The organism is Streptomyces sp. H27-H1 (genome assembly GCF_026627445.1).
GTDB lineage: Bacteria > Actinomycetota > Actinomycetes > Streptomycetales > Streptomycetaceae > Streptomyces.
Window position 1 is genome coordinate 69,824 of the sequence record NZ_JAPNLJ010000014.1, and the last position, 26,592, is coordinate 96,415.

At 71.1% G+C, this 26,592-nt stretch carries 20 protein-coding genes and 3 pseudogenes; 6 read left to right on the top strand and 17 right to left on the bottom strand.

What is annotated here, in order from left to right:
• Nucleotides 1–309: 309 nt before the first annotated feature.
• On the bottom strand, nucleotides 310–2,382 hold the full coding sequence (locus OTB20_RS17375; protein WP_267818527.1) for a cellulase family glycosylhydrolase: 2,073 nt from the start codon (nucleotides 2,380–2,382) through the stop codon (nucleotides 310–312).
• Between the two features lie 290 nt (nucleotides 2,383–2,672).
• Entirely contained in the window at nucleotides 2,673–5,249 is a 2,577-nt protein-coding gene (locus OTB20_RS17380; protein ID WP_420716428.1) for a glycoside hydrolase family 9 protein, read from the bottom strand.
• 410 nt (nucleotides 5,250–5,659) lie between these two features.
• Between OTB20_RS17380 and OTB20_RS42435 the strand changes: the two genes are divergently transcribed.
• The 3 genes and pseudogenes from OTB20_RS42435 to OTB20_RS42445 all read left to right on the top strand — a co-directional run.
• Nucleotides 5,660–5,992, top strand: coding sequence for a hypothetical protein (locus OTB20_RS42435; RefSeq protein ID WP_324290388.1), 333 nt, complete (start codon nucleotides 5,660–5,662; stop codon nucleotides 5,990–5,992).
• Between the two features lie 226 nt (nucleotides 5,993–6,218).
• Nucleotides 6,219–6,320, top strand: a pseudogene (locus OTB20_RS42440) (LacI family transcriptional regulator); the annotation flags it as partial.
• A 17-nt stretch (nucleotides 6,321–6,337) separates the two neighbouring features.
• A pseudogene (locus tag OTB20_RS42445) lies at nucleotides 6,338–6,574 on the top strand (substrate-binding domain-containing protein); the annotation flags it as partial.
• A gap of 143 nt (nucleotides 6,575–6,717) precedes the next feature.
• On the opposite strand, the gene OTB20_RS17390 reads toward OTB20_RS42445, so the two are convergent.
• On the bottom strand, nucleotides 6,718–6,900 hold the full coding sequence (locus tag OTB20_RS17390) for a hypothetical protein (RefSeq protein ID WP_267818695.1): 183 nt from the start codon (nucleotides 6,898–6,900) through the stop codon (nucleotides 6,718–6,720).
• A 132-nt stretch (nucleotides 6,901–7,032) separates the two neighbouring features.
• On the opposite strand from OTB20_RS17390, the gene OTB20_RS17395 reads away from it, so the two are divergent.
• The gene (locus OTB20_RS17395; protein WP_267818529.1) at nucleotides 7,033–7,359 is read left to right on the top strand and encodes a hypothetical protein; all 327 of its coding nucleotides are present in this window, start codon (nucleotides 7,033–7,035) and stop codon (nucleotides 7,357–7,359) included.
• A 265-nt stretch (nucleotides 7,360–7,624) separates the two neighbouring features.
• On the opposite strand, the pseudogene OTB20_RS17400 reads toward OTB20_RS17395, so the two are convergent.
• The 11 genes and pseudogenes from OTB20_RS17400 to OTB20_RS17450 all read right to left on the bottom strand — a co-directional run.
• Nucleotides 7,625–7,822, bottom strand: a pseudogene (locus OTB20_RS17400) (hypothetical protein); the annotation flags it as partial.
• The gene (locus OTB20_RS42790) at nucleotides 7,815–8,312 is read right to left on the bottom strand and encodes a lamin tail domain-containing protein (RefSeq protein WP_420716429.1); all 498 of its coding nucleotides are present in this window, start codon (nucleotides 8,310–8,312) and stop codon (nucleotides 7,815–7,817) included. The gene OTB20_RS42790 and the pseudogene OTB20_RS17400, both read right to left, overlap by 8 nt.
• 577 nt (nucleotides 8,313–8,889) lie before the next feature.
• Nucleotides 8,890–9,669 (bottom strand): thioesterase II family protein, encoded by a 780-nt coding sequence (locus tag OTB20_RS17410; protein WP_267818530.1) that lies wholly within the window; start codon nucleotides 9,667–9,669, stop codon nucleotides 8,890–8,892.
• Nucleotides 9,666–10,529, bottom strand: a complete 864-nt coding sequence (locus tag OTB20_RS17415; protein ID WP_267818532.1) for an ACP S-malonyltransferase — start codon at nucleotides 10,527–10,529, stop codon at nucleotides 9,666–9,668. Before OTB20_RS17415 ends, OTB20_RS17410 begins: the two co-directional genes overlap by 4 nt.
• Nucleotides 10,526–11,074: a flavin reductase family protein gene (locus OTB20_RS17420; RefSeq protein WP_267818533.1), complete on the bottom strand. Its 549-nt coding sequence runs from the start codon at nucleotides 11,072–11,074 to the stop codon at nucleotides 10,526–10,528. The genes OTB20_RS17415 and OTB20_RS17420 overlap by 4 nt, the downstream gene beginning before the upstream one ends.
• Nucleotides 11,071–12,126, bottom strand: a complete 1,056-nt coding sequence (locus OTB20_RS17425; protein WP_267818534.1) for a MupA/Atu3671 family FMN-dependent luciferase-like monooxygenase — start codon at nucleotides 12,124–12,126, stop codon at nucleotides 11,071–11,073. The genes OTB20_RS17420 and OTB20_RS17425 overlap by 4 nt, the downstream gene beginning before the upstream one ends.
• 145 nt (nucleotides 12,127–12,271) lie before the next feature.
• Nucleotides 12,272–13,597: an MFS transporter gene (locus tag OTB20_RS17430; protein WP_267818536.1), complete on the bottom strand. Its 1,326-nt coding sequence runs from the start codon at nucleotides 13,595–13,597 to the stop codon at nucleotides 12,272–12,274.
• Nucleotides 13,598–13,603: 6 nt separating this feature from the next.
• Nucleotides 13,604–15,295 carry an AMP-binding protein gene (locus OTB20_RS17435; protein WP_267818537.1) on the bottom strand — a complete coding sequence of 564 codons (1,692 nt, stop codon included), beginning with the start codon at nucleotides 15,293–15,295 and terminating at the stop codon, nucleotides 13,604–13,606.
• On the bottom strand, nucleotides 15,292–15,840 hold the full coding sequence (locus OTB20_RS17440) for a hypothetical protein (RefSeq protein WP_267818538.1): 549 nt from the start codon (nucleotides 15,838–15,840) through the stop codon (nucleotides 15,292–15,294). The genes OTB20_RS17435 and OTB20_RS17440 overlap by 4 nt, the downstream gene beginning before the upstream one ends.
• Entirely contained in the window at nucleotides 15,728–18,610 is a 2,883-nt protein-coding gene (locus tag OTB20_RS17445) for a non-ribosomal peptide synthetase (protein WP_267818540.1), read from the bottom strand. Before OTB20_RS17445 ends, OTB20_RS17440 begins: the two co-directional genes overlap by 113 nt.
• 397 nt (nucleotides 18,611–19,007) lie before the next feature.
• Nucleotides 19,008–20,903 (bottom strand): non-ribosomal peptide synthetase, encoded by a 1,896-nt coding sequence (locus OTB20_RS17450; protein ID WP_267818541.1) that lies wholly within the window; start codon nucleotides 20,901–20,903, stop codon nucleotides 19,008–19,010.
• Between the two features lie 241 nt (nucleotides 20,904–21,144).
• Here OTB20_RS17450 and OTB20_RS17455 point away from each other — a divergent pair, with 241 nt between their 5' ends.
• A complete protein-coding gene (locus OTB20_RS17455) occupies nucleotides 21,145–21,885 on the top strand; it encodes an SDR family NAD(P)-dependent oxidoreductase (protein ID WP_267818543.1) in 741 nt (246 codons plus the stop codon).
• Nucleotides 21,886–22,383: 498 nt separating this feature from the next.
• Here OTB20_RS17455 and OTB20_RS17460 read toward each other — a convergent pair whose 3' ends face one another.
• From OTB20_RS17460 to OTB20_RS17470, 3 genes are all read right to left on the bottom strand, one after another.
• On the bottom strand, nucleotides 22,384–22,695 hold the full coding sequence (locus OTB20_RS17460; RefSeq protein ID WP_324290389.1) for a DUF6009 family protein: 312 nt from the start codon (nucleotides 22,693–22,695) through the stop codon (nucleotides 22,384–22,386).
• Between the two features lie 412 nt (nucleotides 22,696–23,107).
• Nucleotides 23,108–24,226, bottom strand: coding sequence for a fatty acid desaturase family protein (locus OTB20_RS17465; RefSeq protein ID WP_267818546.1), 1,119 nt, complete (start codon nucleotides 24,224–24,226; stop codon nucleotides 23,108–23,110).
• A 7-nt stretch (nucleotides 24,227–24,233) separates the two neighbouring features.
• Entirely contained in the window at nucleotides 24,234–25,289 is a 1,056-nt protein-coding gene (locus OTB20_RS17470) for a ferredoxin reductase (protein WP_267818547.1), read from the bottom strand.
• An 87-nt stretch (nucleotides 25,290–25,376) separates the two neighbouring features.
• Here OTB20_RS17470 and OTB20_RS17475 point away from each other — a divergent pair, with 87 nt between their 5' ends.
• Nucleotides 25,377–26,516, top strand: coding sequence for a PucR family transcriptional regulator (locus tag OTB20_RS17475; protein WP_267818549.1), 1,140 nt, complete (start codon nucleotides 25,377–25,379; stop codon nucleotides 26,514–26,516).
• Nucleotides 26,517–26,592 lie beyond the last annotated feature (76 nt).

Sequence of the window (26,592 nt, forward strand, 5' to 3'; positions counted from 1 at the left end):
GCTCGCGCTGTCGTCCACGGTCCTCGCCCTGTCGCGTACGGCGGCTTCCGCGTGCCGATTCCACAGCTCGGTACCGCACATCATGGGTGGCACTCCTTCCCGCGCGTCCTGTGGTTCCCCACACCTTTTCGCTGCCCCGGAGGACGGCCAGCGTCTTACCCACGACACCGGCCGCGGCGAGGGCCCGCGCGGGGTCGCGTCCCCGGGCCCCCGTCACGCTTTCTGCCCGGACAGTGCGACCGGCGGCACGGCGGACGCTCTCTGCCGTGCCGCCGGGCTAAGGCCGCTGTCCCGGGCCGGCGCGCTCGCTCAGGCTGGCGGGGTACCCCAGGCGAGAGTGGTTCCGGTGTAGGCGGGGATCTTCGGAGCGTCGGCGTACGAGGTGGCCGTCGAGCGGCTGTAGTCGTCGGCCTCGTTGAAGTTCGACCAGTCCGGCTTGCTCATCCGCAGCTGGATGTCACCGGTGTCCTCGCCCGCCGCGAGGGAGCCCCCCGCGAACGTCACCTCCAGGTAGGTGTCCGCGCCCGCGACCGGTGTGGACAGCGGGACCGTTTTGAGCTTGACCTGCGCACATCCGATGGCGGCGTAGTCGCACCACGCGCTGACGGAGGGGGTTCCGCCGTCACGGGTGAAGTAGTACCGGACCGACACGGTGCTCAGATCGAGGGACGTGGTCCCGCTGTTGACGACCTGGAGCCCTGGGCGGGCGGCGTTGTCCGTGGCCGAGCTGTCGTTGTTCTTGTAGCGGACCTTCAGTGCGCCCGTGGGATCGCCTCCGCCGCCTCCGGCCTCGGTGGTCACGGTCAGCGCCGCCGAGGGCGCCGACATGTTGCCCGCCGCGTCCCGTGCGCGCACGGTGTAGCTGTAGGCGGTCGACGGTGCGAGGCCGGTGTTCGTGTACGTCGTGCCCGTCACCACAGTGGCGTTCACCTTCACCGTGCCCCGGTACACGTCGTACCCGGTCACGGCCACGTTGTCCGAGGAAGCCGTCCACGACAGCGACACGCTGTTCGCCGTCCTCGCGGTGGCGCTGAGCCCGGCCGGTACGGTCGGCGCGGTGGTGTCCGTCGGGTCCGGTTCGCCGCCGCCGTACACGTCGGCCAGACTGATGCCGGTAGTGCTTCCGGCACCACCCAGCGGCACCTCGTGGTCGAGGCTGACGAACTTGCCGCCGTGCTGCCACAGGGCCGGCTTGAGGAGGGCGTACTTCGCCTCGTCCCATGACTTCCAGTCGCCCAGCAGCAGGCCGCCGGTGTCTCCGGAGTTGGGGTTGAGGCACCAGAAGGTGTGGTGGATGCGGTGCTCGACGATGAGGTCCCGCAGGGCCTTCATCCACTTCTCGTTGGGCCCGTTGTCGAGGAATCCACCCCATTCGCCGATCAGCAGCGGGGCCTTGTTCTCCTTGTGCAGGTAGAGCCAGTTGGGGTCCCACACGTCCCGTTCCAGGGTGGTGCGGTTCCAGTCGCCGGTGAACCAGGGCTGGGCGTAGACGAGCGGGCCGTAGTCGTGCGGGGAGTACACGAGCTGGTCGCTGTCGGCCCCGAGGTCGACCGGGTGGTCGCGGACGCCGCGCAGGTTGCCGCCCCACCAGGTTGAGTAGTAGTCGGTCGCGGTGGTGGAGGACCAGCTCGCGCCGGCCCTGGGGTACACCTCGATGCCCTCGCACAGCACCAGGACGTTCGGGTTGATCGCCAGAATGCGCTTGCCCGCGGTCTCGCAGGCGTATTTGAAGTTGTCCTGGTCGGTCGAGCTGTCCCACTTCGCCCGGAGCGTCTCGTTCGCCCTGCCGTGCGGCTCGTTCTTGATGTCCATCGCGACCAGGGTGTCGTTGGCCTTGTAGCGGGCCGTCACCCATTCCCAGGCGGCATAGAACTGCTCGGTCGTGACCGTGCCCTTCCACCACACCGGGTAGACGTGACCGGAGTTGTCCGCCTCGGCGCTGTGGACGTCCAGCATGACCTTGATGCCGTACTGCTTGCACAGGGCCAGCCAGTAGTCGAAGATCTCCAGCGAGGTCTTGCCGGCGATCTCGGGGTTGGCGTAGTTGTTGACGCCGGACGGAACGGTGGCCTGGCCGTTATTCCACTCGAGGAGAAGCTGGGTGGAGATCGGGACCCGGACGAGGTTGATCCCGCGGTCGGCCATCGACTTGGTGATGTCGGTGATGTTGCCCGACCACAGGCCGTGGAAGACCCGCTCACCGGCGTTGAACCCGAACCAGTTCGCGCCCGTGAGCCAGACCTCGTCGCCGTTCTTGTCGACGATCTTGTTACCGGAGGTGTGCAGCCAGTCGTCGCCGGCCGGGGCGCCCGCAGCGGACGCGGCGGCCGGCGCAGCCGTGCCGGCCGTCAGACCGGCCACCGACAGGAGCCCCGTGGTCACGATCCCGACGACCAGCCCTCGCAGGCGTCGTCTTCCTCTTCGTAGTGGTCCCACTTGCATGCCGTCCTTCCGCCTTCGGGAGAGATGGGGAGTTGCACGTGCGTGTGTTGCGTGCGAGGTCCGGAGAGGGGGGTCTGTCTGGCGGGTGGGACACCGGGCCGCTCCCGGACACGGCTGGGCGGGGCACCGGGCCGGTCCGTCGTACGCGTCGTACGACTTCTACGAGTCGCAAACGGTCCGTACGGACGGAACCGGCCCGGCACCCTTGACGCGCCGTCAGGTGGGTTCGGTCATCGCGGTGGTGTCGTCGCGCAGGGCTGGTCGTTCAGCCGGAAGACCCGGGGGTCGTACACCAGGCCGGTCGACTGTCCGTTGAAGCCGAAGCGGACGGTTCCGCCGACCGGAAGGGTGGTGTTCCAGCTCAGCGCCTTGGCCGTGACCACAGGACCGCTCTGCTCGACGTCCGCTCCCCAGGGGGCGGACAGCTGCTGCCGGTCGGCGAAGGTCCAGTCGAGCTTCCAAGGGCTGATCACCTTGGTTCCGGTGTTCTTCACCACGACCTGCGTGGTGAACCCGCCGCTCCAGCGCGTCGAGTTGTAGGTGACCTCGCAGAGTGGCTTCACGGTCTTGCCGCTACCGAGGTCATCCACGTAGGAGGCCACCCAGGCGAGCGGGGCGTTCCAGTTGATGGTGACCTCGTTCGTGGCCCAGGACTCGATGTCGTCGATGTAGCACATCGACGGCGCGCAGCCCTTGAGCTTGGCCTGGGCTACGGGGTCCTCGATGCCGTCGTTCGGACCGCCGGCCAGGGAGCCGGGTGCGGGGTTGGGAAGGGCCGGGTCGAGCTGGTTCGCCCAGAAGCGGTGGTGCTGGTTGTGCGAATCCCGTTCGCCGTAACCGGTGACGTACGACAGGTTCAGGGGGTTACGACCCAGCAGGTAGTCCAGGCCGCGCAGTACGGCGTCACGGTAGACGGTCTTTCCTGTGAGGTCGTGCGCCGTGCCGAGGACCACCATGTTGTTGGCGACCTGACTATTAGAGCCCCACACGTAGTGTCCGCCGTCGGGGGCGTAGGGCAGGCCGTACGCGGCTTCGGCCGAGTCGGTCGCGTAGCCGTCGGCGGCCTCGGTCACCGTGGTCCGTACCGTCTTGAGCTGGTCGGCGGTGAGCTTGTTCGGTACGGTCGCGAGGTTGAGCGCGCCCAGTCCGGCGGTCGCGCCCCAGGCCATGCCGCCGCGCGGGAAGACCGCGTCGGTGTCACCGTGCAGCGGGGAGCGGAGGACCTCCTGGCGGTAGCCGTCCTCGCCGGTGGTGAGGAAGAGTTCGGCCGCGGCCCAGTAGAACTCGTCGCGCACGTCGTCGTCGGGGTAGGCGCCGCCACCTGTGCCGTCGGCGGGGTCGGCGTAGATGGCCGGGTGGGCCTTGGCGGCCGTCCAAGCGGTCCGCGCGGCCTTGCGGCACTGGTCGGCGAAGTTCGCCTCGTACACCTGGAACAGACGCGCGCACTGGGCGGCGGTGGCAGCCAGGTTGAGAGTGGCCGCGGTGGTCGGGGGGTGCAGTTCACGGGGTTGCGGGTCGCGGTCGGGCCTGGTGGGCAGTCCCGTCCACGCCTTGTCGTGCAGCTTGTGGTGCGCCATACCGGCCAGCGGCTCACCGGCGGGCACCTGCATCCGCATCAGCCACTCCATCTCCCAGCGTGCCTCGTCGAGGACGTCGGGAGTGGCATTGCCGTGCTCGGGCAGCCGGAGCCTGCCGTCGCCGAGAGGTTTGGCGTCGGCGTTCTCCTCGTACAGGGTCCGCTCGAACGTCGACATCAGCTGGGCCACGGATATACCGCCGTTGACGACGTACTTGCCGTGGTCACCCGCGTCGTACCAGCCGCCCGCCGCGTCGAGCCGGTAGTCGCACACACCGGGCTGGCACGGTACATCGTTGTCACCCTGGTTGGGGCTCGCGTTCACGTGCCCGGCCGGTCGGGCGTATTCCTCCCCCACGATGCCGGCGTCGATCTCGATGCCGCTGCGGTTGTGGTAGAAGTACGCGAGCGCGTCGGTGCGCAGGGAACTGTAGAGATCGTCGCCGATCTCGAACGGCTCGCTCTTCTTGCCCGCCACCGTGACGGTGTAGCCCTTGCCCGGCATGGTCACGGCGCTGAAGCCGAACGTGTGGGTGTTCTGCCGCGAGCCGGAGTCGACGCCCGCCGGAACGGTATTGCCGCCGGCCACGCGCGTTCCGTCGGCCGCGTTGAGGGCCCAGGGCTGCGGAGTGGTCTCCTCGGTGACGAAGGTGCCGCTCTTGGGGCCGTCGGTGAGGTAGCCCACCTGGTTCACACGGACGGGGGAGCCGGTGTCCGGCTCGTAGGGCGGCGGTGTGGTTCCACCGACCAGGGACACGTCGTCGAGGCAGAAGGTGAGGGCCTGCGCGCTCCCGCCGATCTGGAAGACGAGTTGCGCGGCGTCGTGGTCGGCTCCGGCCGTGAAGTTCTGGGTGACGGGCACGGCGGTCTCTTCGACCCGTTGGGTGACGGCCAGTTCAGAGGTCCACGGGTCGACCGGCACCTGCACGTTGGTGCGGATGGTGATGGGCACGGTGGAGGTTGCCGTGTAACTGAGGGTGTAGCCCTCCCCGGCGGTGAGGGCGAGGTCGTTCTGCCCCACGATGGCGTCCCAGGCGTTGGCGGTGCCGGCGGGAACGTCCGCGCACAGGCGTCCGTCCACGACGGAGAGGGGGCTGTTGGCCGTCGACCACCAGGGGGCGGTGCCCGCGGAGAAGTCTCCATTGACGATGAGCTCGGGGCCCTCCGCGGCGGCTCCGTCAGCCGCGGCGGGCACCACCAGCGCGGCGGCCAGCATCCAGGCGGTGGTCATGCTGCCCAGCAGCGCACCGGCGCCTCCGGGCAGGCCCGCTCGGCGCGGTCTGGGAGAGGTACGGGATCTGCGGGGATCGGGGGACTGATGTCGCGGCACGCTGTGGTCCTTAGGAGGTAGGGAAGGAGGGTCGGCGACCGAGAAGGTCTGCGGTGATCGGGATGCTCAGTTGCCGGGGGTAGCCGGGAGGCGCGGCAGGTTCTTCGTGCAACGAACGTGGGAGCGCTCCCAATTTCGGTGCCGGGCGAGGCGCCGTCAAGATGTCGAACAGATCTCGCAGCAGAGAGGCCCGGGTTGTCGGGGTTCGCGGCCCCCTCCGGCTTCCGAACGGCTGCGACCGTGACGGATCCGTTCAAGATTCGATCAACACGGTGAGGATCGGGCGCCTCCGGTGATTCGATGTGAACGTCTTGTGCGACGAGAAGCGGCCGCAGAACCGAACATCCCTCCTTAAGGTCGCGCACGATCGGGCGATCACCGAGCCGGGGTACGTCCCCAACCACGCCGCGCGCGCCCTGGCCGGCAGCCGCACCGGCGCGGTGGCGCTGGTCATCGCGGACAGCGAACGGCGCTTCTTCGCGAAGCCCGTCTCCTCCGGCATCGTGCGCGCGGTCGGCTCCGAACTCGCCGACCATGACATGCAGTTGCTCCTCACGCGCTGGTGCGGAACGACAGGGAAAGACTGCGCTTCGCGCAGTACGCGCGGGCGGAGTGGACGCAGTCGTGCTGGTCTCCGTGCATGACGAGGACCCGCTGCCCGACATGCTCGCCGAGCTGGACCTGGCGACCGCCTCAGCGGCCGCCGGTCGGCCGAGGAGACCCTCGCCTACGTCGACTCGGACATCGCGGGCGGAGCGCGGTCGGCGGTCCGTCACCTCGGGACCTCCGGACGACTGGCCATCGCCACGTTCACCGGCCCGTTGGACATGTACGCCGCGCAGAGCCGGCTCAGCGGGATACCGGGAGGCGATGACGGAGGCCTCCGGTGAGGTGGGGGCATCCTGGATAGCCGAGGGTGACTTCTGCGAGGAGAGCGGGCGCCACGCCACAGCCGAGCTCTTCCGGCGACACCCCGAACTCGACGCGGTATTCGCCGCGTCGGACATGATGGCCGCGGGCGCGCGGCAGGCCGGCGGGTGCCGGAGGACGTGGCCGTCGTGGGGTGCGACTACTCCCCTTTCGCCCGGCACACCGATCCGCAGCTCACCAGCGTCCACCAGCCGGTGGAGGAGTTGGGCGGCACCCTGGTCCGGTCGCTCCCCAAGAACATCGACGACCCGGGAACCGCCTGGCGCCACGTCGTCCTGCGGACGAGGCTGGTACGACGAGGCTCCACCCGAGACGCCCTCCGGCGCCCGGTCCGCCGGCCGGGAACCGCGGTACGACGCACGGAAACCGCGGTACGCCGAGAGCTCCGCGCCCGCCGTCGGGCCCGCAGAGCGGTCGCGCCGTTTCCGTCCCCAGGTTTTCACCGGTCGGCGCATTCGCCGCGGCGGCGCAGTTCAGCGATGGCCGCCACCGGCCCATCGACGTACGGACGCATCTCGGCGGCCGTCCGAGCGACCCGCCAGCCACCGCCCTCGGACACCATGCGCAGGGCGCCCGCGACACCTCCGCCGCTCCAGTGGACCTCGACCGTGCGCCGGTCCACGGGCGCCGGACCCTCTACCAGGCGCTCCGCGCTGGCCGAGAAGAGTCAGCCGCACGCCGCCCTTGAGGCCAGCACCACGAGCAGCACTGCCCTTACGACCAGTTCACTCTCCCGACCGACGGAGTTCATGACGTGACCGCGCAGCACCGCCTACCCACCGCCGAATACTGGTTGCTCCACAAGTTCCTTGAAGACCGGCTCTCCGACGCGGGCCCGGCCAGCGTGACCGAGCGGCGGCTGGCCGCGGGGGTGGATGCCCAGCTCCTCATCCACAGTTGCCTCCTGCCGTACCGTGACCACGGCGCACGCGACGGCCGGCCTTCCGGGTTCATCGAGGGCATCGGACTTGGACTTCGCCACGTCGCCCTCCGCTGGGACGACCATCCAGACTTCCGCCCTTGCTGGGCCCCTCCTCTCGTCGGCACTCTCCATCTGCTGGACGGCGGGGGCGAGTACTGATGATCCCCTCCGACGCCAAAGGCCTCGCAGCCGCCGGTCATCGGTGCGCCGCTTCCTGCCGCGGCCCCGTCCAGGTTTCGACGGCCCACCTGGCAGTGCCGGTGCCGCGCGGCGGCGAGTGGCTTGATGCGGCGAGAGGCCGGCCGGACATCGCGGCCGGTACGAATGGCTGGATGCCCTGCGGTGCTGTAGGAAGCATCCGGTCTGCACGTCACCCCCGGCGTAGGTCTGAGCGCGCCGACGGTCTCAGGGCGGGCACCGAAGGCAGCACGGCCTCCGCCCGGGGCAGCGGTAGCACTGTCTCGCCTTCGGAGTACTGACACTTCCAGCCCCTCGCCTCGACGAGATCGAGGACCGCCTGCCAGTCCTCCACCGAACAATCCGGGACACGCACATCCGGCAACGGCCCCCTCAAGTCCGGGTCGAAGAAACACCTCACCTCATCCCACAGAAGATCAGCCACGCCGCCATGCTGCCCGGCTCCCCGACCAAACGCAGCCCCCGTTTCCCTTGACCAAAGAGATAGGGGCACCCCTCGCACCGAGGCAGCAGCCGACTCGCGAGCGGAATGGACCCGTTCTCGGGCCCCACCACGGCCTGGACCTGGCGGGCCGCTGGCGCCAGGCGGGGCTCCAGGACTCGGTGTCCACCGTGCGGCCGCGCTCGTCGCGCAGGGTCGCGGTGTCGGCGCGGTTGTCCCACACGTAGTCGCGGCGGTCCTGGAACAGGTCGGTGCGGGTGTCGCGGCCCTGGCCGGTGTGGAAGCGGAAGGTGGCACGAGGGGCGATACGGATGTTCTCGAAGTGGTAGCACTGGCCGTCCTTGTCCCGCAGCGTCCAGCCCTTGAGGTCGACCGGCTGGCGGGTGGTGTTGGTGATCTCCACCCATTCCGCGTTCAGCGACCGGTTGCGACTCGGGCCACACCCAGAGCATCGGCACGGCACACAGCCCACACGAGTCCCGACTACGCCAATTACCGAACACAGACGTCCCCGTCACCCTTGCCTGTACGACGCATGGATTCAGAACCGGCAGCACCCTGACAACCGCTGCCCCATACACCCACCCGCCCCCAGCCCCAAAGGCGACCATCCAACCTCGGCACACCGCCAGAGCAAACACGGCACCTCACTCCCCCGAGCGGAGCAGTCGACTCCGTAACCACAGTTCGGCAGCCTTCGTACACCGATCCCATCACCGCAGGTATCACCGGAGATGAGCACAGGCAACCCGCGGCGGCTCATCGGCGGGACTACCGGTCCCCAGGCCCGGCCTGTCCCAGGCCGCAGCAGCTACCGTGGCGGTCCGGCTCAACTGCAGTGCCCAGGCCCTCGAAGGGCGGCACTGGCCGCGCACGGCGAAGGGCGACGCCCCCGCCCCGCGCCATCCGTCGGACCTGCGAAAATCCGCGGCGCCCTCTCCCCGGGGCCCCGGGACCCCTGAGGGCCACGGGCGTGGGCCACCGCCGAGGCCGGCACTGACACGCACCCGGGCCTCTCGCGTGCGGGGCACGGGAGAGGCCCGGAGCTGCTACCAGGAGGCGAGTCCCGGGGACGCCGTGTCGATCTCTTCCACGATCTGGGCGACGACCAGTGAGATCTGTTCGTCCCAGTAGAAGTGCGCCCCGGGGTAGAGATGTTCGCCCTGCAGCAGGTCGGTTCCGGCGGACCAGGCCGTCAACTGCTCCGCGGTCACCACGTGGTCGTCCTCCCCGCCGAAGAGGGAGCAGGGAACGGTGATCCGGGAGCGCTCCGCGGGGCGCGGCCTCCAGCTCTCCACGAGCTGGAAGTCGGCGCGCAGCCGGGGTTCGTACACGGCCCAGAGGTCGTCGTCCTCCAGGATCGGGGCGGGCATCCCGCCCATGGCGCCGAGAGCGGTGCGCAGTTCCCCGCCGGGCAGTGTGTGCAGGGGCGGTCCGGCCGGCGCGACCGTTTCGAAGGGGCTCTCGCACGCGGAGACACCGAGCCAGACGGGCGGTTCGAAGCTCCGTTCGATCGCCTGGAGGGTCAGCTCGTAACCGACGAGCGCGCCCATGCTGTGCCCGAAGAAGGCGTAGGGCGCGTCCAGCCAGGGGGCGAGGTCTTCCAGCAGGTACGCGGCCAGGTCATCGGCGCTGCGCCGTGGGGGCACGGCGCTGAGCGGCCCCCGGCCGGGCGCCTCGACGAGGCACACGTCCCAGTCTTCGGGGAAGTGCGCGACCCAGGAGGTGTAAGCGAGATGGGACCCGCCCGCGTGGTGCAGCACGAAGAGCCGCAGGACCGGATCGTCGACCGGACGCGGCCGGATGACGCTGGATGCTCGGGTGTTCATCGGGTGTCCCTCTCAGCGCGGATCGAGCGCAGCATGCGGGTGAGGACGGTGCTGTCGCCGGCCTCCTCGAAGACGGTGTCCGCGTCGGAGTCCAGCAGGCTCTCCACCGTCTGTCGCCACAGGACCGGGTGGTCGATCTGCTCCCTGAGCACGTCCGCCATCGTGGCCTCGGTGTACGGCAGGGCGGTCCGGTTCGCGATGACGGGGAAGGCGGGTGCGGCGAGCGGGGTACGGGCCAGCAGTCGGCCGAACTCCTCGGCCGCGGGGGACATGTGACCCGTGTGGAAGGGCCCGCTGACGGGCAGGCGGCGCACGGCCCGTGCGCCCGAGTCCTTCAGGAGCGCCGCGGCCGACTCCAGTTTGGCGACGGGGCCGCCGAGGATCGTCTGGTCCTGCGTGTTGTGGTTGGCCACCTCGACCGCTTCGAGGCCGGCCCGGCGCAGCAGCAGCCGGATGACGGCCTCGTCCATGCCGAGGACGGCGCACATCCCTCCGTCCCGGACGCGTGCCATCGCCGTGGCCCGGGCGACGACGAGCTGCAGTCCGTCGGCGAAGCCGAACACCCCGGCGGTTTCGAGCGCGTTGTACTCGCCGAGGCTGTGCCCGACGGCCACGTCGGGGACGGCTGAGCCGTCGGCCCGGGCCGCGGCGTAGGACAGTGCGTTGACGACGTAGACGGCGGGCTGGGTGTAGATCGTCAGCCCGAGCCTCTCGTGGGGGTCGTGCAGGCACAGGTCGGCTACCGAGTAGCCGAGGACGGCGTCGGCCACGGCGGTCATGGCGCGGAAGCGGTCGAAGAGGTCCCCGCCCATGCCCGCACGCTGCGTTCCCTGACCGGGGAACATGTAGACGAGGGTCACGGCCGCTCCTCCCGTCCCGCGAAGGCGCTGTCGGCGAAGACCAGCGCGGGGCCGTCGCGGAGCACGCCGAACTCCTCGACGCGGCCCACGACGAGGGTGTGGTCCCCGGCCCTGCGGGTCTCCTCGACAGCGCAGTCGAAGTAGGCGACGCCATCGAGGAGGATCGGCGCACCGGAGTGCGCGGCCGTGCGCCAGGGGCGGCCGATGAAGGCCTCGGCGCCGTCCGGGCGGGCGGGGTCGGCGAACCAGCGGGCGTCGTCCTCCTGGGTGTCGGAGAGCACGCTGACGGTGAAGGAGCCCGCCAGGAGGAGCTTGTCGTGCATCCGGGAGCGGTGTCCGAGTGCTACGAGGACCAGGCAGGGGTCGACCGAGACGGTGGTGAAGGAGTTGACGGTCGTGCCGTGCGGCCGGCCCCCTTCGAGGGCGGTGACGACGGTGACGCCGGTCGGGAAGCGTCCGGCGGCGCTCCGGAAACGCCGGCCGGGGTCTTCGGCTCCGGGCCGGGGCCGCAGGGCCAGCGAGGAAAGCGGTGCGTGGGTGCTCATGCGGTGGCCCTCCGGAGTTCGTCGAGTGTGTGGAGCCCGTCGAGGACCACCTTGGTGGGCAGGCCGAAGTCGACGAGGCAGGCGATCTCGTCGACTCCGAGGCCCTTCAGCCGTTCCACGACGCGGGCCGCCTTCGGGACGGTGCCGAGCAGGGCGCCGTCCTCGTAGTAGCGGTCGAAGGCGCGCGCGGCGAGGAAGTCCAGGTCCTTGTCGCGGAGTTTGGCCGGGTCCACCCGGCGGGCGCTGCCGTGTGCCTGGGAGCCGAGGAGGAGGTTGACCGAGGTGCGCAGGTAGGCGGTGAGCGGGTCCCTGACGAGGGCGCGGGCGGTGTCCTCGTCCGAGTCCAGGTATGTGTGCGCCATGACCACGACGTGACCGGCGCTGCCGTCCGCGTCCGGGCGGGCCGCGTACGCCTCCCGGTAGGCGGCGATCTTCCCGGCGAGGTCGTCAATGTCCTGTCCCAGCAGGTGAGTCAGGACCCCGGCGCCGAGGGTGCCCGCGTGGCGGAAGGTCTCGACGCCGCCCGCGCTGGTGATCCACACGGGGAGTTCCGACTGGACCGCACGCGGGTACGAGCGCACTCGCTGCGGGGCTCCGGCGCCGTCGAGGACGTCGATCTCCTCGCCGCGCCACAGAGATCGGACGGTGCGGACGCTGTCCAGGACGACGTCCCGGCGGTTCTCGTAGGACTCGGGGCGCAGCGCGAAGTCGGTGGCGTGCCAGCCCGAGGCGAAGGCGAGCCCCACCCGGCCACCGGAGATGTTGTCGACGACGGCCCACTCCTCCGCGATGCGCAGCGGATGGTGGAGCGGGGCGACGACGCTGCCGGCCCTAATGGCGACGCGGCTGGTGACGGCGGCGACGGCCGCACCGGTCACGGCCGGATTGGGGTAGAGGCCGCCGAATGCGTGGAAGTGCCGCTCGGGCGTCCACACGGCGGCGAAGTCGTGGGTGTCGGCGAACCGGGCGCCCTCGAGCACCAGGTCGTAGCGGTTGCCGGCGTCGTCACCGGCGTCGCTGTCGTTGCCGAAGTAGAACAGGCTGAATTCCATGCTTCTCTCTCTGTACGGGGGCCCGCGGCGTGCGCAGTGGCCCCTGGAACGCTGCGGTGGGCTCGGGCCGCTCAGGGCCCGCGGAGCGGGGGAACGGGTGCAGAAGGGGGGCGGGCGGAGCGGGGGAACGGGCGGAGTGCCCCCGTCACACCGCTGCCGGCTCGGTGCTCTGCTCCTTCCCGGCGCCCTGCCCCTGCCCGGTGCTCCGCGCCTCGGCGGTCACCGCGGCCGGATCCGCCGCCGGTTCGGGAAGGCGGGTGTTTTGCGCCCAGCGTGCGACCGCCGGTGTGGCCAGCCCGCCCGCCAGCAGGACGGCGCCGAACAGCAGCCAGCCCGGCAGGCCCCAGCCGATGATCACGACTGCGGTGAGGGCGGGGGTGACGGCGCCTCCGACGCGCTGGGCCAGGTTGAACATGCCCTGGTACTGGCCGTGCGCGTTCGCGGGCGACAGTTCGTACGACAGGGCCCACGATCCGGCCGAGTGCAGCATCTCCCCGCAGACGTGGACCACGGCGCCCACGACGAGGCAGATGGCCGCGACCCAGCCGGGCTGGCCCGCGGACAGCGCGAAGCAGGCACAGCAGACGGCGAGCAGGATGCCGGAGCGCCGCATCGCGCGCGCACCGCCCGCGACGTCCTCGGACCCCTTGCTCATCCGCACCTGGAACAGCACGCACATGGCGGTGTTGATGAAGATCAACGCAGCGAAGAGGGAGACCGGGGCGTCCGTGCGCTCCGCTATCCACAGCGGCAGGGCCACCGTGAGCAGGGCGTCCGTCCCCAGGACCAGAACGGCGTTGAGGGCGGCGACCACCACGAAGGGGGTGTCGCGCAGTACGTGCCGGCGCTCCTCGCCCGGGGCGGCCTCTGCGGCCCTGGTCCGGGGCAGCGGCAGGCACATGAGGCCGGCGGCGATGAACAGCACGCCGGCCGCCACGAGCAGCAGGCGGTAGAGCCCGGCGGAATCCGCGGCGAGCGCGGTACCGCCGAGCAGGGTGCCCAGGGACAGGCCGACGTTGATGACGGACTGTAGGTAGGCGCGCGCGGGGACCCGTTCGGCCGGCGGCAGCGCTTCCGCGATCAGGGCGCCCCGGGCGGCGGCGCCGCCCGCGTCCGCCATCGCGGCGAGGGCGACGACGACGAGGAAGCCGGAGAACCCGCCGGCCAGGGCGTAGGCACAGACCACTGCGCCCTGGGCGCAGCCGAAGACCACGGAGGTGGTCCGTGAACCGAACCGGTCGGACAGCTGGCCCGCCGGGATGCTGACGAGCATCGCGAGGACGGCGGCGACGGTCATGCCGAGGCCGACGTGCCCGGCGGAGACGCCCACGGCACGCATGAAGTACAGGACGGTGACGGACAGCAGGAAGCCGTTCGCGATGGTCCGGGCGAAGTTGCTGACGGCCAGCACCCTGACCACTGGCGACGGAGGCCGCAGTTCACGCAGCAGGCTGGAGACGGACAGTGCCACGGCGGGTCACCGGGTCCCTTCGGGAGCGGGGCGGGTGAACGCCGCCGCGAGCGCGGGGCGGTCGATCTTGCCGTTCGGGTTGAGCGGCATCGCATCGAGGTGCTCGTAACGGCGGGGGACCATGTGGACGGGCACCCGCTTGCGCAGCCAGAGCATGACGTCGGTCGCCTTGAGGGGTTCGCCCGTATAGCAGGCCACGAGCTCGGTCTCGACGGGGCCCGGGACGGCGAGGACCACCGCGTCGGCCAGGTCCGGGTTGGCGCGCAGGGCGGACTCGATCTCACCGAGTTCGATGCGGTAGCCGCGTACCTTGACCTGGTTGTCGAGGCGGCCGAGGTGCACGAGGGCGCCGTCTTCGTGGCGCACCCGGTCACCGGTGCGGTACCAGTGCTGGGGGGTCAGCGGGGCCGCGCCCTGGTAGACCTCCGCGGGCAGGCCGCTCTCGTGGTCGAAGGCGAGGAACCGGCCCCGGTCGTCGGCCGGGTCGAGGTATCCGTCGAAGCGCTGCGCTCCGCGCACGCAGAGCTCGCCCTCGGCGGACGGGAAGCCGTCCACGCCGAGGATCACGTGGTCGAGGAACCCGTAGACCGGGCCGATCGGGATGGTTCCGTTCGAGGTCGCGGGCCACTGGTCCACGTCCTCGGAGAGCCGGAACTGTGTGCAGGCGACCGTCAGTTCGGTGGGCCCGTAGACGTTCTCGATGCGGGCCGAGGGTGCCGCGGCGGCCCACAGCCGGGCCTGCCGGTCGGTCAGTTGCTCGCCGATGAAGATCCCGTAGCGCAGGCCGGTGGCCTCGCCCGCGGGGAGCTTGCCCAAGCTCGAGGAGACCGAGACGACCGAGGGGACGGAGAACCAGTGCGTGACGGCCCGCTCGACGACGTACCGCACCGGCTCCAGCAGTTCGGAACGCCGCGGGACCACCAGCGTGGCTCCGCCGCCCCAGGTGACGAAGAGGTCGAAGACCGAGGGGTCGAAGGTCAGGTCGAAGGTGTGCGAGACGCGGCAGCCGGGGCCCACCTCGAAGCGCTCGATGTTGTGCGCGATGTACGGGGCGAGGTTGCCGTGCCTGATCGGGACGCCCTTGGGCCGTCCGGTGGAGCCGGAGGTGAACAGGACGTACGCGACGTCGGCCGGTCCCGTCGTACGGGGCGGCAGCCCGGCCGCGTCGGCCGGCAGCTCGACGGTCGCGCTGTCGGTCAGCCGAAGCAGGACCGGGCCGCCGTCGGCGTGCCCGGTCGGGTCGGCGCCGGTCAGCTGGACCGATCCGGCCTCGTCAGCGAGGAGTACGTCGGCCCGCGCCAGCTCCCACACGGCCCGGTTGCGCTCCGCCGGGTAGGCGGGGTTGAGCGGGGTGATGGTGGCGCCGAGGCGCAGCCCCGCCAGGTATCCGGCGAAGGCGGTGAGGCTGCGGGAGGCGAGCAGGGCGATCCGCTCCGGCGGGATGCCGCCGCCCGCACGCAGCAGGGCACCCGCGACGGCGACCGCACGCTCGTCGAGGTACCGGTAGCTGTAGGTCTGCCCCAGCACTTCCAGGGCGGGCGAGTCGGGGTGGGTCTCCAGTGAGCGGGCGAACCAGTCGTAGAGCGTGTGGTCGTGGAGCGCGAGGCCGCCGGACGAGGGGAACCCGGTGGCGGCCGGGGCGGTCCCGTCCACGGTGGTGTGCGTCGTCGGGGGGATGAGCGTGGTCAGGGTGGTCATCGGGATCCTTGGGGCGTGCCGAGCAGGTCGGCGAAAGCGGCGTGGTGCGCGGAGGCGAAGTCGAGGCTGCTGAGGAGGGAGGCCGCGGACGGCTTGGGGTCGTGGCCGCCCTGGAGCAGCCAGGGCTGCCAGGCCTGCGCCTCGACGCGGCTCGTGCCGAGCACCAGGCGGCCGAGGCCGCGCGGTGCGAGCGGGTCGAGGGCTTCGTTCTCCTGGTCGAGGGCGCGCAGGGCCACCGCACGCTGCCATGCGTGTTCGGTGACGGTCCGGGTCGGCCGGTGCGACGTCCCGAGCAGGTCGAAGAGGTGCTGGGCGGTGACGGTCTCCTCGCCCACCAGGTGGTAGGCGCGGCCCTCCGAGGCGGGTGAGACGGCCAGTTGGGCGATGGCGCGGGCGGCCACGTCCACCGGGCTCACGGCCAGGGGCCGGTCGTCACGCGGATGGGTGCCCACCGCCAGCCCGCCCGCGATCAGCCGCCACAGCGGGTGCTCGGGATCGCAGGCGCCGGAGGCGCTGTCCCCCAGCAGCAGGCCCGTACGGAACACCCGAACCCGCATGCCGTCCCGCTCGGCCCGCTCCGCCAGCCGCTCGGCGACCCAGGCGGCGACGCCGCCGCCCGGCATCCCCGGCCGCAGGGTGGTCGTCGGCCCGGCCGAGGTAGCCGATCTGCCCGTCCTCGCGCAGGACCGCGCGGTCCCCGGTTCGGTACATCGGGGTGCCGGCCTGCCGTCCGTAGCGAGCCGCGTACGGGTCGGGAGGGAACCCGGCGGCCGTGGCCGTGGGGTCGCGCAGGTAGCCGGCGGCCACGCCGATGCCCGCCACGTACAGCTCGCCGGGTACCCCGGGCGGGAGCTCCTCGCCCCGGGGTCCCATGACGTAGGCGCGGGTCCCCGGCAGCGGCAGGCCGATCGCCGGGGGTTGTTCGTCGGCGGGGTCGACGGGCGACCAGGTGCTGTTGCAGGAGGCCTCGGTCGGTCCGTACACGTTGACGACCTCGGTGCCCCAGCGGCTCGCGCACTGGACGACCAGCCGGCGGGAGAGCGCCTCCCCTCCGGAGTACACGGTGCGCAGGGTGGTGCCGAGGTGCGGATCGGTGTCGGCTTCGAGCATGGCGTGCAGGAGGCTCGGCGTGATGGATCCAGCCACGGTGGCTCCCCGGGGCCCCCGCACCAGCCCGAGCAGCGCGGCCGGGTCGCGGCGTTCGATGTCGTCGGCGACGACCAGGCGGGCGTCGGCGAGCAGGGCCTCGACGACGTTGTAGCCGGCCGGGTCGAAGGCGGTGCCCGCGGTCAGGAGCAGCCGGTCCCCGGGTCCGAGCCCGCAGTCGCGGCCCCACCACAGGGCGGTGTTCAGCAGTCCGCGGTGCGGCACCAGAACGCCCTTGGGGCGGCCGGTGGTGCCGGAGGTGTAGAGGAGGGCGGCGACGTCCTCCGGACCGGGGGCAGCCCACTGCGAAGGGTCGAACTCACCGGGAAGGGAGCGGAGTTCGGCCAGTTCGAGCCGCTTGGCGGCGGCCATCGGCCCGGCGCCGTCGATGTCTCCCCCGGGGCCGTCGGCGCCGTGGAGGCCGTCGAGGAGGCCGTCGAGGAGCCTCGCCCCGTCGGGGCAATCGAGGACCCTGTCGGCCCGGGTCTCGGCGAGGATGTACGCGATCCGGGCGGCCGGGGTCTCCATGGCGAGCGGCACGAAGGCCGCACCGGCCCTGAGCACGCCCACCCAGGCGGCCACCAGCGCCGGGCCCCGGCCGGCTAGGACCGGCACGTAGGAGCCGGGTCCGATCCCGTCACCGCGCAGCCGGCCCGCGACGGCGGCCGACCAGGCGTCCAGTTCACCCCAGGTGAGGTCCCCCGCCGTGGACTCCACCGCGATCCGGGCGGGGTCCGCGGCGGCGAGGGCCTGCTCCAGCGCGCCCGTCACGGTGTCCGAGGGACTGGACTCGGGGGCCGCGCCCACCAGCACCCCGCACGGAGGGGCTCCGGCGGGACGCGCGGTGACCGGCAGTTCACGCAGCCGGGTACCGGGCCGCGCCAGGGCCTCGGTGAGCAGCGCCGCATAGCTTTCGGCCAGGGCGCGGGCCGTCGCCGCGGTGTACCGGCCGGTGTCGTACTCGACGACGGCCGAGAGTCCGCCGCCCGGCACGGTTTCCAGCACGAGCGAGAGGTCCTGCTTGGCCGTTCCCGTCGCCAGGAGTTCCGGTCGCGCCCACCGGCCGGAGGGGCTCGCGGCGGGGGAGTTCTGGAAGACGAAGCCGATGTCGGCCAGTCCGGCGAGCCCCAGGCGGGCGGCGAGCCGGTCGAAGGGCAGGCGCTGGTGGGCCAGTACGCGGAAGGCCTCGGTGCGCGAGGCAGTGCACAGCTCCACGAAGGTGGCTTCGGGGTCGGGGGTGCACAGCAGCGGGACCGTGTTCACGAAGAACCCGACGAGACCGGCCACGGACGGATGTGGGCGGTTCGCGGCGACCGTGCCCAGGAGGAACTCATCCCGACCGCTCCAGCGCTGCACCACGGCCTGGAAGGCCGCGAAGAGGACGACGAATGGTGTCACCTTGAGGTCCCTGGCCAGTTCGGCCACGGCCTCCTCGACCCCGGCGTCGAGGGCGAAGCGGTACTGGTCGCCGCGCCTGTCGCCCTCCGCGACCCGTTCCCGGGCGACTGCCGGTCCGAGCGCGAGCCCCTCCCCCACGGCGCGGGAGAGGACTGCGGCGCGGGCCTCGATCTGGGCTTCGAGGCCCGGGTCTCGGCCGTTCTCCCTGTCCCAGACCGCGAAATCGCAGTATTGAACCGGAGGTTGCGGGAGTTCGGGGTGTGCGCCGCGCAGCGCCTGCTCGTACGCGGTGGCGAGCCCGTCGTACAGCGCGGGCAGGGACCAGCCGTCGACGGCTATGTGGTGGACGTTCAGCAGCAGGGTCCCGGGCTGGGTTCCGCCCCCGGGCCAGACCGCGGCGCGCAGCGGCGGTTCCTCGTCCAGTGCGAACGGGACGCGCGCGTGGCGCGACAGTTCGGCCTCATCGGGGGCCGCGGAGCCGGTGACGACCTCGATCCGGACCGGCCCGGGGGGCGCGACGACCTGGACGGGTCGGCCCTCGCGGGAGACGTACGTGGTGCGGAGCACTTCGTGGCAGGTGGTGAGGGCCTCCAGGGCCTTGGTGAGGGCCGGTACGTCGATGGGTTCGCGCCACTCGGTGAGCAGGGGCACGTTGTACACCGGCGAGTCCGGGGCGGCCTGGTGGATGAACCAGAGCCGCTCCTGTGCCGGTGAGAGGGGGGCTTCGGTGGCCCCATCCCTTTGCGGGGCGGGCGGGCGCGGTTGCGCCATCGGTGCTACTCCTTGCGGGTGGTCTGTGACGGGTGTGCGACGGCCGGTCTGTTCACGGCTGCCGCGGGAGGGCGGAGTGCTCGGGCAGGACGGAGGGACGCGGCGGCGGGGAGGCCGGGGGCCCGTGCGTGCGGCCCGGCCAGGATCCGGCGCCGCGGCGCCGCCGACTGCCGGGTGGCCGCAGGGATCGCGCGGCGGTACGGGGCGGGGCGCAGCCTCACCGGCTGCGCCGCGGCCTTGATGACGGCTCGCGGCGATGCCGCCGGCCGCTGCCGGGCGGACCTCCGGTGACGGCCCGCCGGGTGACGCCGACCCGGTGCTACGGGCGGGTGCCGACGGGACGCACCGCGGTGTGCCCGAGCCCCCGCCCCGCCGACGGCCGCTCAGCCGATGGAGCTCATGGTCCTTCGGCGGTGGGGACTTCGGCGCGGAGCTGCTCGGCCAGACCGGCCAGGCTCGGCGCGAGCAGCACGTCGGCCGGATCGACCTGCACGCCGAGCTGTTCGGCGAGCCGGAACGCCGCTTGCGTGGCGAGGATCGAATTCCCGCCGAGGCCGATGAAGTCGTCGCTGTCCGTGATCGACGCGCTCGGGACCTCGAGCAGACCGGCCCAGACCTCCGCGATCAGCGCGGCCGTCGTGTCGACGGCCTCCGCGTCCGGTCGCACCCCGGAAGGCGCCCCGGTCTCCGCGGGTACGGCGGGTACGGCGGGATCTTGCGCGTCGGCCAGCAGCGCCTTGATGCGCGACCGGTCGGCCTTGCCGGTGGAACCGTAGGGGATCTCGGCCAGCGGCAGCCACCGCGCGGGCAGCATGTACGGGGGGAGCTGCTCGGCGAGGGCGGCGGACAGGCCGTGCGCCGGGTCCGGCGCCTCTCCCGGGACGGCTCCGCGCGGGAGGAGGAAGGCCCCGACGAGCCGCGCGGTGTGGCCCTCACCGACCTTTTCGACGAAGGCCGCCTCGGTCCGGCCCGTGGCAACGGCGGACTGCTCGATCTCCTCGAGCTCTATGCGGAACCCGCGCAGTTTCACCTGCCGGTCGGCGCGGCCGACCACTTCGAACAGGCCGTCGGGCAGTTGCCGGGCGAGGTCGCCGGTCCGGTACACGGTCCCGGTGGAGCCGTCGGCGGCGGTGTGGCGCACGTACGTCCGGCCGGTGCGTTCGGGCTGGTTCAGGTAACCGCTGGTCACGGACGGCCCGCCGACGCACAGCTCACCGGTCTGGCCGGGGTCCACGGGGCGCAGCTCCTCGTCGAGGATGTGCACGCTTGCTCTGCGGACCGGGCTCCCTACCGGGATGCGGCTGCGTCCGGAGAGTGACTCGGCGGTGCATGCGAAGGCGGTCGCGAAGACGGTTGTCTCGGTCGGTCCGTAGATGTTCACGAGCCGTCGGGGGCCTCCGGCGTCGAGTACGCGCAGGGTCGCGGACAGGTCCAGCTGCTCTCCGCCGACCAGGAGTTCCCGCAGGGTTCCCAGGGCCGCGGGCGCCTCCCTGGCCACCATGTGGAAGAGCGAGGTGGTGAGCAGGGCCGTGCTGACGCTCTCGCTGACGAGCAGGCCGGTCCAGGTCTCCAGATCGACCTCGACGACGGAGGGCAGCACGATCAGCGGGGCGCCGGCGGTGAGCGCGCCCCACACCTCCCAGGTGAAGGCGTCGAAAGCGGGGTTGGCCAGCTGGCCGACCCGGTCCGCGGACGTCACGGCGCCGAAACCGGCCTCGGTGACCAGGTCGCGCACGGCGCGGTGCGGGACGACGACGCCCTTGGGGACCCCGGTCGAACCGGAGGTGTAGCCGACGCAGAGGGCGCTCTCCTCGTCGACCCTGACGTCGGGGTGCGAGCCGCCGATGATGGGGGCGTCCCCGGGCGTGGGCACCGTCAGTACGGGCGTTGCGGCGTCGGCCTCGAAGGGGCGACGGCGGCGCTCGGCGCCCCGGCCCACGATCACGGCACGGGCCCCGGAATCCTTCAGCACGGCGGTGACCCGGTCGGCGGGGGCGTGGCCGTCGATCGGCAGGTAGGCCGCTCCCGCACGGACGGCGCCGAGCAGGGCGACGATCAGCTCTGACCCGCGCTCCAGGTCGAGGGCGACCAGGGCGCCGGGACCGATCCCGGCACTGGCGAGCAGGGCGGCCGTCTCACCCGCGCGGTCCCACAGCTGCCGGTACGTCAGCTCGACGCCGGTCCGGGCCTCGCGTACGGCGCAGGCATGGGGTGTTTCCCGGACCCGCTCGGCGACGAGGGCATGCGCTCCCCCAGCGCCGAGCGGCGATGTATGGACGGGTGACGAACCCATGAATTTTCCCCCAGTTTTTTGTGCGTAGTTGCCGCATTCACCGGTGCGAAGCGGTAGCGGAGCGCCTGACACAAATCCGATCGTCCGTGACACCGAACGACACAGGCTGAATCGGACATACCATGCCGATCCACTCACACACGCGGCCAGTTTTCCGTTATGCGGAAACATTGTTCCGTCTATCGGTAGACTACGATCGCGTTCTGGATCTTGTCAACGAGCACATCCCCTGGAGACCGCAATGAGCGAGAGTCGCGTAGCCCTTATCACTGGATCGTCATCCGGAATTGGCGCCGGGATCGCCCGGCGCCTCGCGTCCGAAGGAATTCGGATCGTCGTCAATTCCGCACGGAGCGAAGCCGCGGGCAAGGAACTGGCGGCAGAACTCCCGGACGCCGTGTACGTCCGGGGCGACGTGGCGGACGCGCAGTCCGCGAAGCACATGGTGCAGGCCGCGATTGACGCGTACGGGCGCCTGGACATCCTCGTCAACAACGCGGGGACCACCCGCTTCATCCCGCTCGACGACCTCGAGGGCGCCAACGCCGACGCCTGGCGCGAGATCTTCGAGGTCAACGTGATCGGCGTGTGGCAGATGATCACTGCCGCCACTCCTCACCTGCGCGCATCCGACGCCGCCTCCATCGTCAACATCTCCTCGGTCTCGGCCACTCGCGCCCTGGGGAGCTCCATCCCCTACGCGGTCAGCAAGGCTGCGGTCAACCACATGACGCGCCTGCTGGCCTCCCAGCTCGGCCCCTCGATCCGGGTGAACGCCGTCGCCCCCGGGCTCATCGACACCCCGTGGTACGAGGGCGCGGAGCAGGTCTGGGAGAGCTCTCGGGACTGGATCACACAGAACACCCCGCTGCGTCGCGTGGGTACCCCGCAGGACGTCGCGGAGGCGACCTGGTATTTGGTGAATGCCGCTTACACGACGGGCGACGTGCTGACCGTGGACGGCGGGCGGCATATCGTCTGAGCGCGGAGTCCCCGGCTGAAGAAGGCCGCACTTCCCTCGTAATTCGCGGGGAAAGTGCGGCCTTCCTTTTGCTTCCCGAACGTTGCGGGAAGCTTTGCGGCAACGCGACGGAACTCTTAATTCCGGCCAACACGATCGACCGAATGTCGCCACGCCTGGCCGGAAAGCGACTTTGCCAAACAGGTGGAAGGCGGAAGTCGAGCTCATGCGGGCCGAAAGCAGACGGAAACACGACGTCAGCAGACATTCCGCCGTTTGAAATCTCGCGATATGAGATATCGCCCTTGCCGTCCCGCCGGGCGGAGGCCTGGGACCGATTACCCGGAGGTCGGAGAGTTGGCCGGCCGGCCAGCCGGTGCACGGGGCCCGTAGCAGGGCCGCCGTAGCGGACTCGGCACCATTCCGTGGTCAGTACGCGGGCAAGTCAAAGACTGTTTTCCCTGAGGCCCCGTCCGGACCCCATGTTGGGACAGGTCCAGGTGCTGTCGGTCGGTCTGCCTAATGGATGGGCCCGCAAGCGCGGCGACGTTTGCCTACCGCTCCTGGCTGGACGGTGCGGGGGTCTACGGCCTCGCCGGGGCCTCCGGTCTTGTGGGGACCGTCGGGCTCTGCGTCGCGGTCGTGCGGCAGGAGGTAGAACACCCTGCGCTTGTGCAGGCCGCTGTCGGGGTCTGCTTCCGCCGTGTCGCTGAGTTCGATGAAGCCGGCCATACGTCCGTCGCGGGCGTAGCGGGGCTTGCCTCTGCGGCGAGGGGTCTTGTCGAGGGCCTGGCGTACGTAGTCGAGTCGTGCGGGGTCCTCCAGCCACACCACTTCGTCCTCGTGGGCGAGTTCGCCTTCCTCAGGAGCGAGCTTTCAGTCGGGCCCTGACCTGGTGCACCTGTTCCTCGTCGTGGCAGAACACGACGAAGTCGTCGGCATACCTCGCCAGCACCGGGGTTCCCGGGGCGGCGCCGGGCTCGCGCCCGGCCCGAACCGTGTATTGGCACCCTGCGGCCTGTTCCAGTCCGTGCAGAGCAACGTTCAGCAGCAGGGGCTGATCACAGCGCCTTGAGGAGTTCCTTCCTCGGTCGGTGCGAACCGGCCGCGGTCGATCACGCCCGCCTTCAGCCGGCCGCGGGCCAGATCCCTGGCGGGGCCTTGGCCCCGGGCCCCTCCGAGGGATCTCACCGAGACCGGCGGTGCCGTCGGTACGGCCGAAGGGCCGAACCAGTACCAGGAGTCAGGCCGCGACGAGCGCCTGCTCGCGGTCCGGCGTCGTGACCTTGGGCTTCTTGTTCGGCAGCGAGAGCCGGAAGACCTTGTGCCACGCGGAGTACACCTGCTTGGGCAGCGGCCCGGTGACATACTCCAGCTCGTACTTCTCGAACAGCGCGCGCACCTTCACCGCGACCTCGGCGTACCGGTTGCTCGGCAGGTCCGGGAACAGGTGGTGCTCGATCTGGTGCGACAGGTTGCCGGTCATGAAGTGCATGGCCTTGCTGCCGCTGATGTTCGCCGAGCCCATCATCTGGCGCAGGTACCACTGGCCGCGCGTCTCGCCCTTGATCGACCGGCGCTCGAAGACCTGTACGCCCTCGGGGAAGTGCCCGCACATGATCACAGAGTGGGTCCAGACGTTGCGGACCAGGTTCGCGGTGAACGTGGCGGCGAGCGTGGTGAGGAACGACGGGCCCGAAAGGAGCGGGTGGATCACGTAGTCCTTGAGCACCTGCTTGCGAATCTTGCGGCCCACGGCCCCGGCCCGCGCGCGGAACTCCGGGTTCTTGCGGCGGCGCTTGTGCAGGTTCTTGCCGAGCTCCAGGTCGTAGGCGGCGATGCCGTACTCGAAGAAGCAGGCGTTGATGAAGTTCCACAGCGGCTGGCCGAGGTGGAACGGGTGCCACCTCTGGTCCTCGTCGACGCGCATGATGCCGTAGCCGAGGTCGTTGTCCTTGCCGATCACGTTGGTGTACGTGTGGTGCAGCTCGTTGTGCGAGTGCTTCCACTGGTCGGCCGGCGAGACGTGATCCCAGTCCCAGGTGGTGGAGTGGATCTTCGGGTCTCGCATCCAGTCCCACTGGCCGTGCAGGATGTTGTGGCCGATCTCCATGTTGTCCATGATCTTCGCGACGGACAGGCCGGCGGTGCCGATCAGCCACGCGGGCGGGAAGATCGAGAACAGCAGGACGCCTCTGCTGACCAGTTCGAGTTTGCGCTGTGCCGAGATGACCTTGCGGATGTAGGCGGCGTCCTTCTCGCCGCGGCCGGCGATCACCTCGTCGCGGATCGCGTCCAGTTCGCGGCCGAGCTCCTCGATCTGCTCCGCGGTCAGGTGGGCGGTGGGGTCGGTGGCAGTCACGGTGCTCCTACCGTTCGATGTCGCAGGGGCCCGCCGCGGCGGACACGCAGGTCTGGATGAGGACGCCCGGCCCGGCTTCGGTGATCTCGCCGGTACGCAGGTCGCGGACGGCGCCCGCCGTGAGCGGTGTGACGCAGCCGAAGCAGATGCCCATGCGGCACCCGGACGGCATGAGCACGCCGGCTTCCTCGCCGACGTCCAGCAACGGCGTGGCACCGTCCGCGTCGACGATCTTGCCGGTCGTGCCGAACGTGACCTCGCCACCATCGCCGGCGACGACTACGCCGGGGCGGAAGCGTTCGGTGTGCAGGCGCTCTGGGACACCGTGCCCGGTCCAGTGCTCCTCGGCGGCGTCGAGCAGGCCCGCGGGCCCGCACGCCCAGGTCTCGCGCTCGGCCCAGTCGGGGACGAGTTCGCCGAGACGGGCGATGTCGAGCATGCCGTCCGTATCGGTGTGCAGCTCGGTGAGCCGCAGCTTCTTGTCCGCGACCAGGTCGTGCAGGTCGTTGCGGAAGATCACGTCGTGCGGCTGTGGCGCGGAGTGGACCATGACGACGTCGTCGAACTCGATGTCGCGCAGCATGCCCATCACCGGCGTGATGCCGCTGCCGGCCGTCAGATAGAGCACCTTGGCCGGCTTGGCCTCCGGCAGCACGAAGTCACCGGCCGCCTGGTCGAGCTGGATCAGCGTGCCCGGTTTCGCCTTGCGGACCAGGTGGTTGCTGACCTTGCCGTCCGGGATCGCCTTCACGGTGATCGTGATCCGGCCGTCCCGGCGGTTTGTCGGCGAGGTGACCGAGTAGGCACGCCACAGGCGCACCCCGTCGACGTCGACCCCGATCCGCACGTACTGACCGGCTGTGTGGCCGCGCCAGCCCCGTCCCGGCCTGATCACGATGGTCGCGGCGTCACCCGTCTCGGGCTGCACGGCCTCGATGCGTCCTCGCAGGTCGCCGCCCGCACGCAGCGGGCTGACCAGGTCGAGGTAGTCCGACGGCAGCAGCGGCGTCGTGACCATCTCCAGCAGTTTCCACGCCCTACTACGGAGGGCTGTACTCGTCATGACTCCAGCTTGGTGTGCTTCAGAGGGTAAAGTCCTGTCCGTAGGACGTGAATCTGATCAGCTGAATTGTTCGCAGGGAATAAAAACGTGAGCCATGCAGTCCGGAGGGCCAGCGAACTGGTCCTGGATGAGACGACGGTCACCGCGATTCGGGCCGCGCTGAGGACCACCGCCGACGAGGTCGTCCAGGCGATCATCGACGAGGTCCCTCCCTACGCCAACGCCCTTTCCGGCCGCATGGGCGCCACCATCCGCCGAGCCGTCCGCACCGCCCTGAGCCTCTACCTGGACCTCGCGAGCGGGAACGCCACGGGCGGCGACGCCGGCGACGCGGCCTACGAGCTGGGCCGCGGCGAGGTCCGCGACGGCCGTTCGATGGACGCCCTGCTCAGCGCCTACCGGGTCGGAGCCCGTGTGGCCTGGCGAGGCCTGGCCGCGGGTGCCGTACCCGCAGGTCTGCCCGCCGCCGGGGTCGCCAAGTTCGCCGAGCTGACCTTCGCCTACATCGACGAGCTCTCCGCCGCGAGCGCCGCGGGCCACGCCGACGAACTGGCCGCCCGGGGCCGGGCCCACGAGCGCCACCTGGAACAATTGGCCCGCGACCTCCTCTCCGGCGCGAGCCCGGACGTGCTCCTTGCCGCTGCTCAACGGGCCGGGTGGCAGCCGCCGGTTTCGCTGACCGCAGTCCTGCTGCCCGCCGCCCAGGCCCGGCCCGCCTGCCGCGCGCTCGACCCGGGCACCCTTGTCCTCGACGATCTGCCGGACGCCTCCGGGGTGCTGCTCGTCTCCGATGCCGACCGAGCACATCTCCTGAGGCAGCTGCCCGACCGCACTGCCGTGGTCGGCCCGGCCCGGCCATGGACGCGCGCGTCAGCCTCGTACGCACGAGCCGTACGCGCGCGCTCCCTCTCCTGCGACATCCGCGACACCGAGGACCACCTGCCCGAGCTGGTACTGAGCGCCGACGCGGACGCGTTCGCAGACCTGCGTGCCCGAGCCCTCGCACCGTTGCGGACCTTGCCCGCCGCGACCGCGCGGCGGCTTGAGGAGACGCTGCGGGCGTGGCTGCTGCACCAGGGCAGGCGGGACGAGGTGGCGGCGGCGTTGTTCGTCCATCCACAGACCGTCCGGTACAGGATGTCGCAGCTACGGGAGCTGTTTCCGGATCTCGGGTCGCCGCACCGGGTCCTCGAACTGACACTGGCGGTCGGTCTCCGGGTGGGCTGACGTGTTCTTCGACCGTCCACGACCGCGTCCTCGAACGGTCCAGGAAACGCGCCTCGCCCTCGGTGCGATCACTTCC

Coding starts and splice junctions, on each gene's coding strand:
- OTB20_RS17445 (WP_267818540.1), bottom strand. CDS start 18,610: ATGGCGCAACCGCGCCCGCCCGCCCCGCAAAGGGATGGGGCCACCGAA.
- OTB20_RS17410 (WP_267818530.1), bottom strand. CDS start 9,669: ATGAACACCCGAGCATCCAGCGTCATCCGGCCGCGTCCGGTCGACGAT.
- OTB20_RS17455 (WP_267818543.1), top strand. CDS start 21,145: ATGAGCGAGAGTCGCGTAGCCCTTATCACTGGATCGTCATCCGGAATT.
- OTB20_RS17420 (WP_267818533.1), bottom strand. CDS start 11,074: ATGAGCACCCACGCACCGCTTTCCTCGCTGGCCCTGCGGCCCCGGCCC.
- OTB20_RS17435 (WP_267818537.1), bottom strand. CDS start 15,295: ATGACCACCCTGACCACGCTCATCCCCCCGACGACGCACACCACCGTG.
- OTB20_RS17470 (WP_267818547.1), bottom strand. CDS start 25,289: ATGACGAGTACAGCCCTCCGTAGTAGGGCGTGGAAACTGCTGGAGATG.
- OTB20_RS17450 (WP_267818541.1), bottom strand. CDS start 20,903: ATGGGTTCGTCACCCGTCCATACATCGCCGCTCGGCGCTGGGGGAGCG.
- OTB20_RS17380 (WP_420716428.1), bottom strand. CDS start 5,249: ATGACCACCGCCTGGATGCTGGCCGCCGCGCTGGTGGTGCCCGCCGCG.
- OTB20_RS17425 (WP_267818534.1), bottom strand. CDS start 12,126: ATGGAATTCAGCCTGTTCTACTTCGGCAACGACAGCGACGCCGGTGAC.